Raw genomic sequence first — 16,746 nt, 5'->3', positions numbered from 1 at the left:
CTCTCGCTCCACGCGTCGGATCCACCGGCGAGAATAGCCAACTGATAGCGCCGGATGCCATCGTCCCAGACTGCGGTTTGAGGCCAGCCCCAGACCGGATGGGGTGTCCAGCAGAGTTCGATCGGCTCGAGTTCTCGTGTGCAGTGGGTAGCCGGCCCCAGGTAGGGCGTTCCGAGCCCACCGAGACTGATCTGCATGCGGGCCACGAGGGTCGGCCCAGCCAGGCTGACGCGCACGCTCTCCGGGCCTTCGCGGACAGCGGAAAGGACCTGCAGCTGGCCTGGCAGCCTCACGCCAGCCAAAGTGGGGGCGAGGAACTCGATCGTCTCGGGAACGACCTCGAAGACGAGCAGTGTTTGCCACGTGGGACCGTCCGCCTGGAGTACGTAGCAACCCGGGGCATTCACTGGAAGGTCGAGGACGACTCGGCGCGGAGTCGCGGCGTCCGGCTCGATGAACCACGTAGAGTGTTCCCTCAGCGTGGGAAGGAGAGAGAGCTCTTGCGTACGGAACGATCGCAGCAGCACTGGTCCACGCTCGCTCGGGCCGACGATCGTCGAGACGCGGAGTTCCGTTTGACCACGGGCGATCAGGTTTCCGAGATTGACGACAGCATCCGGCCCGATTTCCAAGTACACGGGCCCTTCGCCGACGGCTGTGCCAAATGCCCACGGGCTGCGCGGGCAGTTCGGACTTTCCTCGATCCCTCGCAAGGGACGCTGGCTGAGCGCGCTGGCGAGAAGGTCTTCGGCACGCTCCGGTACATCCTCACTACCGATCGCGCCGACGATGACCGAAACGACGGTACCGCGCTGGCAATCGAGCTCGATCATCGCGACCATCGGTTTTGCCAGCAGGTCATCGGCCTCGCGCAAGAGCGCTGCGGTCACCCGGACGCGATCGGTCTCTTCCGACTGGAAGCGGAGGAACTCGAGGATGCTCCAGCGCTCACCCTGGAGCGCTCGCTGCTCGACCCAATCCAGAAACGCTTCGGGGTGCTCGGAGAAGAGACCGGTGTCGAGTCGATCCGGCTCGCGCGGGATGACCGCGAACCATCGTCTCGCCGCAGTAGCCTCGCTGGTGAGGACCAGCTGACGGAGCAGGGGAAGGTCGGATCGGCTCACCGCCGAGAGAAACGTCTGGAGCGATTCCATCGTGCTCGCGAGGGAACAGGAAGGAGGCAGATCGACTGGTACCGAGGGAGTCGGAAGGACCGGGATGGTCGGGCTCGGTTCGCTGCTCACGGTGGGGATCGGGGAAGAGGGGGCGGGGGACGCCGCCGGTGTCGGAGGGGCCTGTCGGCAGGAAGTCGTCACGATGAGCACAGCCAGGAGACAGCCAAGGAAACGCGCCACGCGGTACTGCTCCTCCGTCCTGCTGCATTCCGGCGGTGGGTATACCACGAGGCGAGCGTCTGGTCAGGGGTGTATCCAGACCACCGTTCCCAGCGGAGTCCAATCGTAGAGCCAGGCTGCGGCATCCAGGGGCAGATTGACGCAGCCATGGCTCATCGGGTGACCGAAGTTGTTGTGCCAGTACGCGCCATGCAGCGCATAGCCGCGGTAGAAATACATCGTGTGCGGGACGTTGGGTAGATCATAGTAATCGATCCCGGGCGTGCCGCCGCGCATCCGCTCGTAGCGCAACTTGACGTACACCCGGAACGTTCCCACTGGTGTCGGATACTGTGGCAAGCCGGTCGAGACCAGTGTCGCGAAGACGAGGCGATCTCCTTCCCAGGCACGCAGGGCCTGCTGGCTCAGATCGACTTCGATCCACTTGGCTTCCTGCACTGGGGCGCCGGTTGGTGGTGTGCGGACGAGAGCAGGCGCTCCGGGAAAGAGTTCGGGGTCGAAGACCGGCACGTCAGGGGGGCGAGGGACGGGATCGCGAGCAGTGCCGATCCGGTTGGCTGCCCAGGCACCGAGCGGGGTGATTTGGATTTCGTCGTGAGTGCCGCGAGCTTCCGGATGCCATTCCAGACGCGCCCGCTCGAAATACTGGACAGTCAACCCGTCTTCGCTCAGTTCCTCGCTGATCGGGTAGCCGAAGATGCGAAGCGCCCCATGCCGTTCCCAGAAAGCTCGGAAACCAGAGCAGAGATTGTGCTGCGTCTGGAGGAAGTACCGGCAGGCGGCCGACTCGATCAGCGGCGTCGGGCGGAAGGCCCGGTCGGAGCGTCCCTGTGTGGCTTCAGCTCCCAACCGGCGCAACTGAACGCGCCATTCGGCTGGTGCCTGCGGGTGCCACTCGAAGACCGCCCGCTCGAAATACTGCACCGTGAGTCCACCCTCGTCGCGTTCCTCGCTCAGCGGGTAGCCAAAGAGCCGAATATCGCCGTGAGCGAGCCAGAAATCCAGAAAACCGAAGGCCAAAGTGTGACCGGTCTGTGGGAAGTAGATACGGTCTGGTCCGCCGCGAACAGCATGAGCCGGCGTCGCCCAGCTGAGGAGGACCACGATCAGCGCGAAACCGGCGAGGCTGCGCGTCGTCCAAGTTGCGCGTGGCGCCAGCGTGATCGGTGATCGCATGCCGCTCGGCCCGGCTGATCGCGTACCGTCGCTCCGAGCATAGCGATCCAGCGTGGCGCTGCCAAGACGACAACCTGGCAGGACGCGCACCGTGCGTGCTCAGCGAGTTCGCTCCGTATCCGGCGAGAGCGAAGCACCTAGTGCGCGCGGGGGCACGATCTGACTGACGACGCGGCCGGAGCCTGCTCGGCGTGCGGCACAGGTAGACGGACCGTCTCGCCGCGTCCGGGTGATCGCGTCAGGATCGGCGCGGCGTCGCTACCGGCGCGGGATCACCAGCACTTGTCCAGCTTGCAGCTGGTTCGGATCCTCGATCTGGTTGGCCTCGATCAAAGCTTGCAGCGAGACGCCGAAGCGGACTGCGATGCTATAGAGCGTATCGCCTGGTTGGACGACGTACGTCGTCCCGTCACCGGCCGGTTGCGCGGCGGGCGCTGTTGGGGTCGGGGGCATGCTGGACAAGTTCGCTGGAGCCGGCGTCGGCGTCACGACCGGCAGGACCGGGAGCGGGGTCGGTGTGGGAACGAGCGTCGGTGTGACGGTCGGCGTGGCACGGCCGAACGGCAGGCATGCCGCGCCGAGCAGCATGACGAGCAGTGAGACGACTCCGGTACGCCACATCGTCACGGCTCCGCCTCCCCGAACAATCGTCGCTGCAGTCGCTCGATCTCGCTCCGGCGCTCCTGCTCGGCTTCGCTATCCTGCTCCAGAGTGACGCGTAGCACTGTGCCTCGGCGTGCCCAGGGAAGTGCGGTGCGTGGAACGACGAGTTGCTGCCCATCGTCGAAGACGAGCACAGCGAGTTCCTGCCCTTCTTCGGTCATCTCGAAGCGGTCGATCGTTGCCCAGAGTTGCAAGGCGGTCACGATCGTGTCTTCTCCGTCCGGATCGCGTACTGCTTCCCATCCGTGACGACCAGAACGCTACCGTCGAGATCGGTTCGGTAGGTCTGGGCTCCAGCTCGCCGCAGCCGGTCGAGTGTCACCCGATGGGGATGTCCGTACGGATTTCCTGCCCCCACCGAGATGAGCGCGACCGCTGGCTGCACTGCTGCCAAGAATGGCTCGCTCGACGACCTGCGACTGCCATGGTGGCCGACGACTAGCAGATCCGCACGAAGTCCTTCCCCGTCGCGCGCGACGAGCTCGGCTTCGCCCGGCTCCTCGAGGTCACCTGGCAGCAGCATGCGAATAGCGCCGTATTCGACGAGCAGCACCACACAGTTGTCGTTGTCGCTCACGGTACCGTCTGGCGTTCGCAGGAACGGGCGCTCGGGCCAGAGGACGCGAGCAGTGACCCGCTCGCCGAGCGGCAGGACCAGGCCGCGTTCCGCCCGAATGGGCCGGATCCCCTTTTCGGCGACGAGACGCAAGGTCTCGGCATACGCACGGTTGGTCGAAGGCAGGCCCGGATCGACATAGGCTGCGACAGGAAAGCTGGCCAGGAGCGCGGGCATGCCACCGACATGGTCCTGATCCGGATGGCTCAAAACTACGTAGTCGAGACGCTCGATACCACGAGCGCGCAGGAACGGGATGATCACGCGTTCCGTGTCCTGGCGACTGTTCCCCGCGTCGTACACCAGTGCGTGCCCGTCGGGCGTCACGATGGCGACCGCGAGTCCCTGGCCGACATCGAGGACTGCCAGCGTCATCTCGCTGGCCGGACCGGTCGCGGAACGACCGGCTGGCAGGCAGCCGGTCAGGATTCCGAGAAGCAGAAGGAGCAGCGTGATCCTACGCATGAGACTCATGCTCCAGAAGCGCGCCGGACCAGCCAGAGCCGCTGGAGCACCGTCAGGTTGGTCGCCACGGCCAGGAGCCAGAGTGCCCAGATCGGTCGCTCGGCTAGGAGTCCGAGCGCCAGCACGACGATGCGTTCCGGACGGGCGAAAAAGCCCTGCGTCAACCGAAGACCAGCACCCTCGGCGCGAGCGCGGACATAGCTCACGAGAATGGAGCCGACGATGACGGCATAGCAGAGGAGAACCGGCACTGTTCCCGTCGAGGAACGGGTGAACCAGACGAGGAGTCCGCCGATGACCAGCGCCTCGGCGTAGCGGTCCAGAACCGAATCGAGGATGCCGCCGAAGCGGGTGACGCGCCCGGTGGCGCGGGCGACTGCCCCATCCAGCATGTCGAAGATCCCGGCGAGGAGAAGGAGCCCACCGGCCAAGCGAAAAGCTCCCTCCGCGGCGACCCATCCGACGAGCCCGTTGAGGAGCAATCCCATCAGCGTCAACTGGTTGGGTGTGAGGCCGGTTCGCCCGACGAGTTCGCCGACCCGCTGCAAGCGGAGACGGACCCGGTCGGCTACCAGTGAACTGAGCACTGCAGCTCACCTCCATGACCATGCTTTCAAGGCGAGACGGAGCGAGGTCCACCAATCGATCGGTGGTTCGGTCGTCGTCTCGCGGACACCGCGCAAGAGTCGCTCATAGTACGCGAGGGTCCGCTGGGCGATCGCTGCCCAGGAGAACTGCTCAGCTCGCTGCCGTCCGGCCTGTCCCAATCGTTCGCGCAGTGCCGGATCAGCGAGAAGGTGCACGAGTGCGAGGGCGAGCACCTCGGGATTCTTCCGTTCGACGAGCAACCCCTCGATACCGTGCCGCAGGACGAAGCGAAAGCCGCGGATGTCGGTGGCCACGACCGGCTTGCCGCTGGCCATCGCTTCGAGTAGGACGATCCCAAAGCTTTCGCCGCCCGTGGCTGGGGCACAGAACACGTCGCACGCTGTGTAGTATGCAGGCAACACCTCGTCCGCCACGGGGCCGGTGAAGCGAACATGATCGACGAGTTCGTACCGCTCCAGCTGCCGAGCGTACCGAGCGGGATCACCGGGACCGACGACCAGCAAGAGCACGTCGGGAAACTCGCGACGGACGAGTGCCAGGGCTTCGATGAGATAGCGCAACCCTTTCCGGGACTCGTTGAAACGACCGACGAAGAGCAGGGTCGGTCGGCCGAACTGGGCGATCGGGGGAACGTCGGGGCGAAAGCGCTGAACATCGATGCCGTTGGGGATGAGCTCGTAATAGCCGGGGAAATAGCGTGCGATCGATTCCAGCGCCGCTGGTGAAACGGCGATGCGTCCGTGTAGTTTGGCGAAGAGCATGCTCAAAAGAGGGCGAGCTGAAAGGTATCCCCAGTTGTGGGCTCGAGCAGCGTGAAACGTGCCGACATTGACTGACCGGGAGTGGAACAACGCGAGCTGCGGCAGCATCGGGGCCAACGGCTCGTGGAGATGGACGATGTCGAACCGTTCCCGACGCAGGAGATCCTTCACCTTACCGGAAACGAACGGTGAGAGCGTGATGCGTGCCGTCGATCCGTTGGCGGGGATCGGTACGGCGACGCCGAGTTTGACGATGTGACCGTCATCGCTTTCCGTTTCGCCCGGTGAACGCGGGGCCAGGATGCGGGTCTGGTGGCCGAGCTTGCGATATTCTGCATCGAGGTGGAGAATGTGCTCGTTGACGCCACCAGGACAGCTGAAATCGAACGGGGAGACGAAGAGGATCCGCATTGCACGCTCCGTCACCATTCGAGAGAGGAGACCATGACCAGTTGGTCGATTGTCCTCTTCGCGAGTGGACTCTGGTGGATGCTGGCGACGATCTGGCGACTGCTGCGACCGGACCCACGTCGAGCGCTCTGGCTCGCGCTGATGCGCGATGTCGTCCCGGCTCCTTTGGTCGGTCTCCTCATCGCGCGCCTTCTCTGATCCGTTTCACCGGTCGGACGCTGATTCGGCTGCGTTCGCTGCGCCAGCTTCCTCGGTTCCCTCCGCTGGTGGCGCAGACAGGACGATCGCATCCCGCCCGATGGTACAAACCTGATCGATCGGCACGGTCCGACGACGGCCGAGCAAGCCGGCAATCCCGAGCGGTGCGATGACGAGATGGGTCACGGCACCGGTTTGGGGATCGATCTCGGCATCGTCGACTGTCCCGACTGCCTCACCACGCTCCGTGACTACCCGCGAACCGACGAGGTCATCGATCCGGCGCAGGTGCTCGGTTGTGGTAGTGGCCGGGCGCAACACCTGGCTGCTCGGAACCATCACTGCATCGCGGCCGATGCTATGGATGTCAGAAAACGATACGTCACTGACGTCACCCCGGAAGGGACCACCGCGCCGGACGCGGACGATCGCGATGCGGCGTTCCTGAGGATCGAGCAAGACATCCTGTACCTGCCCGAATCGCTCGCCGGACTCGACCGCAATGACAGGCATGCCCCGCAAGCTCCGTAGCTCCACCGTCGCACCGTCCCTGCTGCCGGTCCGCGTTTCCTCGGCTCCATCATACCCGGCTGAACTCGTTCCTGTCGTGTATCCTCTTGCCGCGGACACCGGGGGCGGAGCGAGGCCAGCATGGTAGGACGAGGAATGCGGAAACCGGGCGGCAACGGCCGACGATCCCGGGCGAACGGCCAGCGCAAAGCGAACGGTGGAGCGATCCTGCTCGCGCGCCGCCGGCGTGCTCGTCGCCGGCATCCGGTCACGACGGTGCTGCTCCGGCTGCTCACAGCGGTCGCTCTCTCCGTCGTGTTGCTGGTGTTGGCTGGTGCGGGCGTCGTGGGCGCGGCGGGGTACTTGGGTTGGTCTGCGCTCACAGCCGATCTGCCGTCACCGGATCGGTTCGAGGCCCTGGAGTTCCAGACGACCAAGATCTACGACCGGAACTGGGTCCTACTGAGCGAGGTGACCGATCCGACGACGGGCTACCGCACGACGATCAGCTATGAGGAATTGATGGACCATATCCGGCAACAGCAAAACGATCCGACCAAGCCGCACCGAGCGTGGATCGTCGATGCGACGATCGCTGCTGAGGATGCGACCTTCTGGACCAATCCGGGTGTAGAGCCGCGCGCGATTCTGCGGAGCTTGGTCTTCAACTTGAGTGGCGAGAGTACGAGCGGTGCCTCGACGATCACCCAGCAACTGGTGCGGATGCTCTACCCGGAAGCGATCGGGACGGAGCGGACGTACCGGCGCAAGGTGCGCGAGGCGATCATGGCGATCCGCTTCACGCAGCGGTACTCCAAGCAAGAGATTCTCATGATGTACCTGAACAATGTCTATTACGGCAATCGGGCGTACGGTATCGATGCGGCGGCACAGGCGTACTTCAACAAGTTCGCCTGGGAGCTGAGCTTGGCCGAAGCGTCGATGCTGGCTGGGTTACCGCAGGCACCCAGCGTCTATGATCCGACGAAGAATTTCGAACTCGCCAAGCGGCGCCAGCGGTATGTGCTCGACCGTATGGTCGAGCTCGGCATGATCACCCAAGAAGAAGCTGACGCAGCCTTCGCTGAACCGCTCCATCCGCAAACGCGGGAAGGACGCTACAACAAGGCTCCGCATTTCGTCAACTTCGTGCTCGAGTATCTCGAGGCGAAATATGGCCCAGCGGCGGTCTATCGCGGTGGTCTCATGGTTCGCACCACGCTCGATCTCGATGCCCAGCAGGCGGCCGAAGAAATCGTCAAGCGTCGCGTTCAGCAGCTCGCCCCCTATCGCGTCAACAACGGTGCCCTGGTAGCCATGCTTCCCTGGAGCGGCGAGATCATCGCGATGGTCGGCAGCGCCGACTTCTACAACGATGCGATCGATGGCCAGTTCAATGTGACGACAGCCGAGCGTCAGCCCGGCTCAGCGATCAAGCCGGTCACGTATCTGACTGCCTTCGAGAAAGCCGGTTGGTATCCCGGTACGATCGTCTTCGACTATGCTAAAGTTTGGAACATTCCCGGTTTCGGGAAGTACGAGCCGAAGAATGCGACCGGGCAGCATTTCGGTGCCATCACCGTCCGCGAGGCACTCGCCAACTCGCTCAATATCCCGGCACTGCAGGCGATCGAGGTGGTCGGTGTCCCGGCGATGATCGACATGGCGCACCGGCTCGGCATCAAGACTGGTTTCTGGCGGGATCCCAACTTCTACGGCATTTCGATCACGCTCGGCGGTGGGGAGGTCTCGCTCCTCGAGTTGACCAATGCCTACGCGACGATCGCGAACAATGGTAAGTATGTCCCCTACAATCCGATCGCGGAAATCATCGCTCCAGGAAACAACCGGATCTACCAATTAGATCGTGCGACGGTTCTCGATCAGGCCAAGCAGGTGGTCCGGGCTGAGTATGCCTATCTCATGACGAGCATCCTCTCCGACAACAAGGCGCGTGCCATGATCTTCGGGCTGAACAATCCGTTGATACTGCCGGAACTCGGTAACCGCCCAGTCGCGGCGAAGACCGGGACGTCGGAAGACGCGCGTGACCTTTGGACAGTCGGCTACACCACCGATCTCGTCGTCGGCGTCTGGGTCGGCAATACCGACAACAGCCCGTCGCGGGGGTTGGACGGTATCTCGAGCGCTGCCTTGATCTGGCACGATTTCATGGTGAAAGCGCATCAAGATCCACAAATCGCCCGCTCGCTCCTCGGTGCCGATGGCCAACCGATCCCGATCGAATTTCCGCGGCCGCCGGGTATCGTGGAGGTTCAGGTCTGCGCCGCGACCGGCAAGTTGCCGATTCCGGGCGCACGCACGGTTACCGAACTCAGTGTCCGCGATGGGCCACCCCGGTTGCGTTGTGATCAGGCATCCGAGTATGAGCTGCGCGAACTCAGGGCTGCTCTGGCGACACCGAAGGGGATGACCGGACGTGGCTGGAGTTCGCTGCAAGCCTATGCCGCGATGGTCGGTGTCGGCGCGCGGATCGAGATTCAGCGCCCGACCCCGACGCCCGGCTCGGGCGACGAGACGGGTCCGATACCTGGGGCTCCACCGGTCGGTGCACCGTCTCCCGGCGGAGCAGCACCGCCGAGCAGCGGTTCCCAGCTGGCTCCACCGCGTCCCTCCTTGCCTGGTGAAATTCCGACTCCCGCAACTCCTTGAGTCGTCTCGCTCACCGGTCATGTGTGCTGTCGGGTGACGGCTGGTACACCGGAAACGCAGTCTTCGCACCGTTCACGGTTGCGTTCCCGCGTGGTATCGTTCACGGGTGGCATCGCTCTCGACTCCCAAAGAGCGGCCGGCGGAGCGAGGCGGTGGAGGAGCGAGGAGCAAAGGACCAGTCTCGGAGAACGCTCACCGCAGGGTGAGCGGCTGTGGCCTCCCCCGACGACGAGACACGGTGAGCGTTTTCGCAAGGAATCGTCACAGTTCGCTCCTCGTCTCGATCCGGGTCTCCTCATCCGGTCTGCGCGGCGCAGTGGAGTCGAAGCGGTCGAAGAGCAGGCGTTGGTAGCGCTCGTTCGCAAGGGTGTCCCGAACGATCGGGGATACTCGGTGCGGTCGCTACGGAAGGAACGATCATGACGACGCGACTGGAGCCCTATCCGGATGTCGTCGTCGTGGGCGGTGGGATCATCGGCACGACGATCGCCTACGCGCTGGCGCGACAAGGCAAGCGTGTGACGCTTCTCGAACGGGAATCGATCGGCGATGGAGCGTCGGCGGCCTCCGCAGGGATCGTGAGTCCACTGGACGAACGGCACCATCCGGTCGAACTTCAGGAGTTGCTCTGGCGCAGCCTGCGCTCGTACCCATGGCTGATCGGGTCGCTCCAGGAGGAGACGGGCCTGGCGGTCGGTTTTCAGCAGTGGGGAACGCTTTTGGTCGCCGAGACCGAGGCGGAAATCGCTGATATCCAAGCGGTCGGGACATGGCTCGAGGAACGCGGCTTCGCCGTGGAATGGCTCGATGGCCCCACGGTGCGTGAGGCAGAGCCACTCTTGCCGGTCCACGTGCAGGGAGCATTGCGTATCGAGGAAGGAGCGAGTGTCCTCGTGCCGCAGCTCGTGCGGGCGACGGCGCTCGCTGCCCAGCGCTCTGGTGCGACGGTTCTCGAGCATACCGCCGTCGTCGGGCTGGAGACGGCGGGTGACCGCGTGCTGGCCATCCAGACTGCTCGCGAACGCATCGTGACTGCAGCCGTCGTCTTGGCAGCCGGTGCCTGGTCCGGCCAATTGACTGCTCCACTCGGGCGGCCACTCCCGACCTTGCCGGTCAAGGGTCAGATGGTCTTGATCGATGGGACGACACGACGTCCCCGATCGATCATCGGCGCGCCAGGGGTGACTGGCTACGTGGTACCCCGTGCGGACGGCTTGGTCTGGGTCGGGACGACAGTCGAGCGAGGACGTTGGGGTACTCGACCGACCGCGCAGGGTCTGTGGTTCTGCATCGATACAGCTCGACGTCTCGCGCCGGCTCTCTTGCAAGAAGAACTCTTCTGGGCAGGGGCAGGGTTGCGCCCCGGCACGGTCGACGATCAGCCGATCCTGGGTCGGCTACCTGGCTGGCGCAATGTTTGGGTGGCCACCGGCCACTTCCGGCTCGGCATCATGTTGGCGCCGATCACGGCTGAGCTGATCGCGCGGGCATTGGAACTCGAGAGCGAGGACGGCATCCCATCCCGCTTTTCCCCGCAGCGGTTCCTCGTCGACCCGAGCAGTTAGCGCGCGACGACGGTGCGCACGCTGGGATCTCCGCTGTGTCGCGCTCGTGCCTCCCAGCGCACCGCAGTGTGCGGTCAATCGTCGCTGCGGGTCAGTGCGAACGTCGCGGCTGGATCATCGGCCGAGCGATGACCGCCGAAGACCATCGTCGCGCGGAGGAGGAAGGCTCCCGCGAGAGCGAGGATGCTGGCCAGGAGCCCGAGCCGCTGGCGCCAGCGCCGCGGGAGCAGCAGCGCAAGGCCGTGCAACGCGAGTGCAGCAGCAGTGGTCGTGCGGGTACCGGCGAACGCGCGCCCTTCGGCCTCTCGGCGCAAGGGGTGACCGATCACCGGACCGCTCTTCCGGTGAACCGCTTCGAGGAGCGCGATCTCGCCTGCGAGGGCGAGGAACTCGACCTGGGCCAAGGCCTGCTCCGCTCGGTCACTCCGGGCTCGGCGTGCCAGCAGGAGGGAGAGCGTCGCAGCCGCGCTGGAAAGCGCCGAGCAGAGAAACAGCGGTCCCAAGAGCAAGGCGTTACGTGCCCAAAGGGGTACGGCCGTTGCGCCGAGCAGGACACCAGTGTAGCCAGCGAGGAAGAAAGCCGGGATCGTGCTGGCAATGGCCAACGCGCGGTCCGGCAGCTTTCGGAAGCCGCGCACCAGACGATGCGAACGACCGAAGAAGCCGTCATCGACTGCTTGCCGCAGCGCGTTGAGGAATGCGCTCAGACTGAAGGCGATCAACCCCCAGACGCCCAGAGACATCGGCGAACGCAACTTGATCACCCGGAGCATGTGATGAAAGCGCTCTGGACGCCCGAGGTCGACGATCAACAGCAGGGGGCCTGGCAAGACGGCGAGGAAGGCGAGATAGCGACCCGCTCGCACGACCGGTCGAACTGAAGGACCACCGAAGAGTCGAGCGGCCGCAGCGAGGACGGCGCTTCCCCCGGCGAGACCGCCCAAGACGAAGTAGAACACGATCGGCCAATGCCAATGCGGGCCATGGATGACGGGGAGTCCATAGTAGCTGTCGCGCGTCGCGGTGCCGAGAGGCTCGCCAGGTGCGCTTCGGTATCGCCGAGCTCGGAGTTCAGCCATCGTGCATCCTTCCCACTCGGCGGAAAGAGAACAGGGTGGCGATGCCGAGTGCCAATGCGGCCAGCGCGGTGGTGAGGAACGCAGGCAGCACGCGCCGCTGGGGAAGTTCGGGCTTGGCCGGCAGGTTATAGACCTCCGGTGGTGCTGTCAGGATGAAGAAGGCGTTGAGTCCACCGATGCCGCCGGTACCACCGAGTGCCTGGTCACCGTAAATGCGAGCGTCCACACCTTGGGTGCGCAGTTCGCTGACGCGTGCTCGTGCCCGGTCCATCAAGGCATGCACCGGACCGAACTGAATGGCATCGGTCGGGCAGGCCTTGGCGCAGGCTGGTTCGAGCCCGTCCTTCAAGCGGTCGTAGCACAGGGTGCACTTGTGCGCCTTGCCGTCGAGCGGGCTCAGGGCAGGGACGCCGAACGGGCAAGCCGGAACACAGTAGCCGCAGCCGTTGCAGATATCCTGCTGGATGACGACCGTATCGAACTCGGTGCGGATGATGGCGCCGGTCGGACATGCTTCCATGCAACCGGCGTTGACGCAGTGCTTGCAGACGTCGCTCAGCATCAGCCAGTTGCTCTGGAACGGCGCTAGGGTGGTTGGTCGCCGACCTTCCCGATCGCTGATCCGCTCGATAAAGGCCACATGCCGCCAAGTGGTCGCGCCGAGATCGCCGGTATTGTCGTAGCTCATGCCGGTGAAGCCGAACTCGTCCATCGGCAGTTGGTTCCACTGCTTGCAGGCGACCTCGCACGCTTTACAGCCGATGCAGAGGGTGGTATCGGTGAGGAAGCCGAAGGCGCCTGGCCGGGCTCGCGTGGTGCCTTCGAGTGCTGCTGGTCCCTTCACGGTCCCTTTCCTTCCCGCAAACGCCCCTTGCGGATCGTGCAGGTGAACGACTTGGCCTCGTGAATGAGAGAGTTCGGGTCTTCGATCAACGCAGCCAGCTCATTCGCGATACCGCCGGTGGCCAAGCCGCCGAAGCCGAAGTGCCACGGCATGCCGATGACGTGGACGGTCCGTCCCGCGATGGTGAGCGGCTGAACACGCTCGGTGACGAGCGCGCGTGCCTCGGCACTCCCGCGCGCCGTCTCGACGATGACCCAGTCGCCGGTCGCGATGCCGAGTTCACGTGCGAGTTCGGGGCTGATTTCGACGAATCCGGCTGGTTGCAGCTCGGCGAGCCACGGTACCCAGCGACTCATTCCTCCAGCGGTGTGATGTTCAGTCAATCGGTAGGTGGTGATGACGTACGGGTAGCGTGGGTCGGCGATCTCGTGATAGGGATTATCCGGTCGGAGGAAGACCGGGGCGACCGGACTCCGTGGCTGAGCCGGATAGAGCAGGTTGGGAACCGGACTCTCCCACGGTTCGTAGTGCGTGGGCAGTGGCCCGTCGACGAGGCCGTGCGGGACGAAGAGCCAGCCGCAGCCGTCCAGCATCATGATGAAGGGAGCGGTACCGGGGTGAGCATCGAGTCCCTTGGCCCCGGGAGGCGGCTGGTAATCGGGCGGCTTGGTGGCGGGAAAATCGGGAACGTCGTACCCGACCCAGCGTCGCTGCCCGGGGTCCCACCAGATCCACTTCTTGCGTTCGCTCCAGGGGCGACCCTGTGGGTCAGCTGAAGCGCGGTTGTAGAGAATGCGGCGATTGGCTGGCCACGCGAAGCCCCAATCGAGGCTGGCACGGTCGTCGCCGCGTCGGCGCTTGGCGCGATGCTCACCCTCCGGTGTGACGATACCCGCGTAGATCCAGCAACCGCAGGCAGTCGATCCGTCGTCAGCCAGTTCATGGAATCCGGCGACCGGTCGTCCGTCAGCGACACGATACCCGCTGATCTCGCGGGCGACCGCCATGAGGTCTGGCTCCTGGTGCGATCCAGTCGTGGGGTAATCCCAGGTCAAGGCTCGGATTTGCTGTCCGGCCGGAGAATCGTCGTCGGCGTAGAGTTCCTTGAGGCGACGGCCGAGGTGGTAGATGAAATGCGCCTCGGAGCGCGCATCGGCCGGTGGATCGACGGCTTTGTCGTGCCACTGGACGAGGCGATGCGTGTTGGTGAAGGTGCCGTCCTTCTCTGCCGCGATCGCCGCTGGTAGGAAGAAGACCTCGGTTCGGATGTCTTGGGGCCGGACCTCGCCGTTGCGCACTTCCGGGGCATCGTACCAGAAGGAGGCAGTCTCGATCTCGTGGACGTCCCGCACCACCAGCCAGTCCAGATTGGCCAGTGCGCGGCGGGCCAGCCGCGCGTTTTGTCCGCCGACGGCTGGGTTCATTCCCATGACGAAGAGTCCCTTGATGATCCCGTCCTCCATCATGGTGAGGATCGACTGGAAGGAGTAGTCGCCACCGATCTTGGGGAGGAGGGTGTAACCGAAGTCGTTCTCTGGGGTCGCTGCATCCCCGTACCATGCCTTGAGGAGCGAGATCAGGAACTTGGGCATGTCGTACCAGAGGCCAGTTGCGGGGCGCTCGCTAGCGAAGTAGCCAGCGAGCGTCGCGTGTTCCGGGACTGCGCGTGGCATCTTGAGGTAACCGGGCAAAAGATCGAAGAGCGTCGGGATGTCGGTCGATCCCTGGATGGTCGCGTGCCCACGGAGTGCCAGAATGCCTCCGCCGGGACGGCCGATGTTGCCGAGCAGGAGCTGCAGCAAGGCGCAGCAGGAGATGATCTGCGTGCCGATGGTGTGCTGCGTCCAGGCGACCGCGTAGCAGAAAGCGGTCGTCCGCTCGCGGCCGGAGTTGGCGAGGATCGTCTCGGCGACGCGGAGGAACAGCTCGCGCGGCACGCCGCAGACTGCCTCGACGAGTTCCGGCGTATAACGTGCGAAGTGCCGTTTCACGAGTTGGAAGGCGCAGTTGGGATGCTGGAGCGTCGGATCCCGCTCCGGCTCGACCAGCGGGCGGCAGGGCCAGCGCTCACCCTCGACGGGGTGGATCTGCCCGGCATAGTGCCAGCTTGCGGAATCGTAGCGGCGTTGCTCGGCTCGGTATCCGCTGAAGAGACCCGCGAGTTCCTCGGTATCGCGGAACTCCGGCGAGACGATCACGCTGGCGTTCGTGTAGTGGACCACGTACTCGCGGAAGAAGGGGTCGGTCTGCCAACGTTCGTGATTGACGACATAGTTGACCAGCGCGCCGAGGAAGACGAGATCGCTGCCTGGCCGGATCGGGACGTACAGATCGGCGAGTGCCGAGGTGCGCGAGAAGCGCGGATCGACGTGAATCACGGTCGCCCCGCGCTGGCGTGCCTTGACGACGAAGCGGAAGCCGACCGGGTGATTCTCGGCCATGTTCGAGCCCATGATGACGATGCAGTCGCTGTCGGCGAGACTCGCCAGCGTCGTCGTCGCACCGCCTCGACCCAGCCGGGCGCCCAGACCGGGCACCGTGCTGGAGTGTCATATGCGCGCTTGGTTCTCGACCGCGACGATTCCCAGTCCACCGGTGAACAGCTTCTTGATGAGATAGTTCTCCTCGTTGTCCAGCGTCGCTCCGCCCAGATGGGCGATGCCGAGCGTGCGGTTGACCACGAGGCCGTGCTCGTCACGGTGGACGAAGGTCGCGTCGCGGGTCCGTTTGACCAGCTGCGCGATCCGCTCCATCGCCCACTCCAGCGGACGCTCTTCCCAGTGATCGCTGTAGGGCGCACGGTACTTGACGCGGAGCTCGCGCAACGGACTGTGGATGAGCTGCCAGGTGGCTGCGCCCTTGGGACAGAGCGTTCCGCCGTTGATCGGGCTCTCGTAGTTCCCCTCGATGTCGATGATGCGCCCGTCCTTGGTATAGACGAGCTGGGAGCATCCGACCGCACAGTAGGGGCAGACGCTGATGCTGACGTCGGCGCCGCGGATGCGTGCATGAGCCTGGCGCGTCGTCTCGCTCACCGGGTTCGGAACGAAACCGACGTGCTGTCGCAGCCGTTGGAGAAGCCTCATGAGCGCTCGCCTTCCGTTCTCCTTGCTGACGCTTGGTCGAAGACCGCTGTCGCGCGTCCATGATAGCTGAAGAGTTGGAGCGCCTGCCGCCACGCTCCTTGGCCTTCACCCTTGGGCTCGTGCGCCGAGCGATATTCCGCCTTGCGGAAGAATTCGTTGCACAGGTGCTCCAGGTTCGCGGGTCGGTCGCGCAGGACCTGGTGGATCGTCGCGATCGGTTGCTCGTGGTGTCTGCCGGCAGCTCGTGCCACTCGATGGACATGAGGGAGACAGCACCCGCCGCTGGCGGCAGAGTGGTTGTGCACATCTTCGTCGTACTCCAGGACGTCGAGCAACATCAGCGCGGTGTAGCTCGATGCCTGCTCCTCGACCTCGCACAGAAGACAGGGTCCATCCGGCTGGAGGACACGTGCCGCAGCTGCTGGAACCTGCTCTGCAGGGGTGGTGCTGGCGCATCGAGGGCTCGCGGGATATCGGCGATGATCCAGCTGAAGATCGCCGTCAGCTGCCACTGTGGCCCACACTCGCCGATCAGGGTGAGGTGACGCGGGCAGAAACCGCGCGATCGGACGTACCGGAGAACGACGCTCGGCTCGCTGAAGGATTCGTGAAAGAACCAGAAGAGGTAGCGCTCGATCGCTGCCTCGCTGGCACGACAAATCGGGCATCCTCCTCGTCGCAGCAGGTGACGGATCTCGCTGGCGGCGTACGCTGCCGGAGCGTGTCGGTGCATCG

The 16,746-nt window shown here is 64.6% G+C and carries 15 protein-coding genes and 1 pseudogene; 3 read left to right on the top strand and 13 right to left on the bottom strand.

What is annotated here, in order from left to right; genetic code table 11:
* The 7 genes and pseudogenes from ACWIVK_RS02075 to ACWIVK_RS02045 form a co-directional block, all read right to left on the bottom strand.
* Positions 1-1,355: pseudogene (locus tag ACWIVK_RS02075) on the bottom strand (hypothetical protein); the annotation flags it as partial.
* Positions 1,356-1,418: 63 nt separating this feature from the next.
* On the bottom strand, positions 1,419-2,531 hold the full coding sequence (locus tag ACWIVK_RS02070) for a L,D-transpeptidase family protein (RefSeq protein ID WP_448574871.1): 1,113 nt from the start codon (positions 2,529-2,531) through the stop codon (positions 1,419-1,421).
* 258 nt (positions 2,532-2,789) lie between these two features.
* Positions 2,790-3,152: a LysM peptidoglycan-binding domain-containing protein gene (locus ACWIVK_RS02065; RefSeq protein WP_448574873.1), complete on the bottom strand. Its 363-nt coding sequence runs from the start codon at positions 3,150-3,152 to the stop codon at positions 2,790-2,792.
* 2 nt (positions 3,153-3,154) lie between these two features.
* Positions 3,155-3,397: a DUF3006 domain-containing protein gene (locus ACWIVK_RS02060; protein ID WP_448574870.1), complete on the bottom strand. Its 243-nt coding sequence runs from the start codon at positions 3,395-3,397 to the stop codon at positions 3,155-3,157.
* Complete coding sequence (locus ACWIVK_RS02055; protein ID WP_448574869.1) at positions 3,394-4,275, bottom strand: ComEC/Rec2 family competence protein; 882 nt, start codon at positions 4,273-4,275, stop codon at positions 3,394-3,396. Before ACWIVK_RS02055 ends, ACWIVK_RS02060 begins: the two co-directional genes overlap by 4 nt.
* Before the next feature lie 5 nt (positions 4,276-4,280).
* Entirely contained in the window at positions 4,281-4,862 is a 582-nt protein-coding gene (locus ACWIVK_RS02050) for a CDP-alcohol phosphatidyltransferase family protein (RefSeq protein WP_448574868.1), read from the bottom strand.
* Positions 4,863-4,868: 6 nt separating this feature from the next.
* Positions 4,869-6,056, bottom strand: a complete 1,188-nt coding sequence (locus tag ACWIVK_RS02045) for a glycosyltransferase family 4 protein (RefSeq protein ID WP_448574867.1) — start codon at positions 6,054-6,056, stop codon at positions 4,869-4,871.
* 33 nt (positions 6,057-6,089) lie between these two features.
* Between ACWIVK_RS02045 and ACWIVK_RS02040 the strand changes: the two genes are divergently transcribed.
* Positions 6,090-6,254, top strand: coding sequence for a hypothetical protein (locus ACWIVK_RS02040; protein WP_448574866.1), 165 nt, complete (start codon positions 6,090-6,092; stop codon positions 6,252-6,254).
* 6 nt (positions 6,255-6,260) lie between these two features.
* Here the strand turns inward: ACWIVK_RS02040 and ACWIVK_RS02035 are convergent, their stop codons facing one another.
* The gene (locus ACWIVK_RS02035; RefSeq protein ID WP_448574865.1) at positions 6,261-6,791 is read right to left on the bottom strand and encodes a PRC-barrel domain-containing protein; all 531 of its coding nucleotides are present in this window, start codon (positions 6,789-6,791) and stop codon (positions 6,261-6,263) included.
* Between the two features lie 114 nt (positions 6,792-6,905).
* Between ACWIVK_RS02035 and ACWIVK_RS02030 the strand changes: the two genes are divergently transcribed.
* Complete coding sequence (locus tag ACWIVK_RS02030) at positions 6,906-9,437, top strand: transglycosylase domain-containing protein (protein WP_448574864.1); 2,532 nt, start codon at positions 6,906-6,908, stop codon at positions 9,435-9,437.
* Between the two features lie 419 nt (positions 9,438-9,856).
* Positions 9,857-11,002, top strand: a complete 1,146-nt coding sequence (gene thiO, locus ACWIVK_RS02025; protein ID WP_448574863.1) for a glycine oxidase ThiO — start codon at positions 9,857-9,859, stop codon at positions 11,000-11,002.
* A gap of 74 nt (positions 11,003-11,076) precedes the next feature.
* On the opposite strand, the gene nrfD is transcribed toward thiO, so the two are convergent.
* From nrfD to ACWIVK_RS02000, 5 genes are read right to left on the bottom strand one after another with little or no spacing between them, the layout of a single operon-like run.
* On the bottom strand, positions 11,077-12,081 hold the full coding sequence (nrfD, locus tag ACWIVK_RS02020) for an NrfD/PsrC family molybdoenzyme membrane anchor subunit (RefSeq protein WP_448574862.1): 1,005 nt from the start codon (positions 12,079-12,081) through the stop codon (positions 11,077-11,079).
* Positions 12,074-12,925 (bottom strand): 4Fe-4S dicluster domain-containing protein, encoded by an 852-nt coding sequence (locus tag ACWIVK_RS02015; protein ID WP_448574861.1) that lies wholly within the window; start codon positions 12,923-12,925, stop codon positions 12,074-12,076. The genes nrfD and ACWIVK_RS02015 overlap by 8 nt, the downstream gene beginning before the upstream one ends.
* Complete coding sequence (fdh, locus tag ACWIVK_RS02010) at positions 12,922-16,011, bottom strand: formate dehydrogenase (protein ID WP_448574860.1); 3,090 nt, start codon at positions 16,009-16,011, stop codon at positions 12,922-12,924. Before fdh ends, ACWIVK_RS02015 begins: the two co-directional genes overlap by 4 nt.
* Positions 16,008-16,349 (bottom strand): hypothetical protein, encoded by a 342-nt coding sequence (locus tag ACWIVK_RS02005; protein WP_448574858.1) that lies wholly within the window; start codon positions 16,347-16,349, stop codon positions 16,008-16,010. The genes fdh and ACWIVK_RS02005 overlap by 4 nt, the downstream gene beginning before the upstream one ends.
* On the bottom strand, positions 16,349-16,744 hold the full coding sequence (locus ACWIVK_RS02000; RefSeq protein WP_448574857.1) for a hypothetical protein: 396 nt from the start codon (positions 16,742-16,744) through the stop codon (positions 16,349-16,351). Before ACWIVK_RS02000 ends, ACWIVK_RS02005 begins: the two co-directional genes overlap by 1 nt.
* Positions 16,745-16,746: the final 2 nt, after the last annotated feature.

The sequence above is a fragment of the Thermomicrobium sp. genome, from assembly GCF_053493975.1.
Note: the sequence above shows the minus strand (reverse complement) of the source record. Positions and strands in the feature narration are given on the sequence as shown.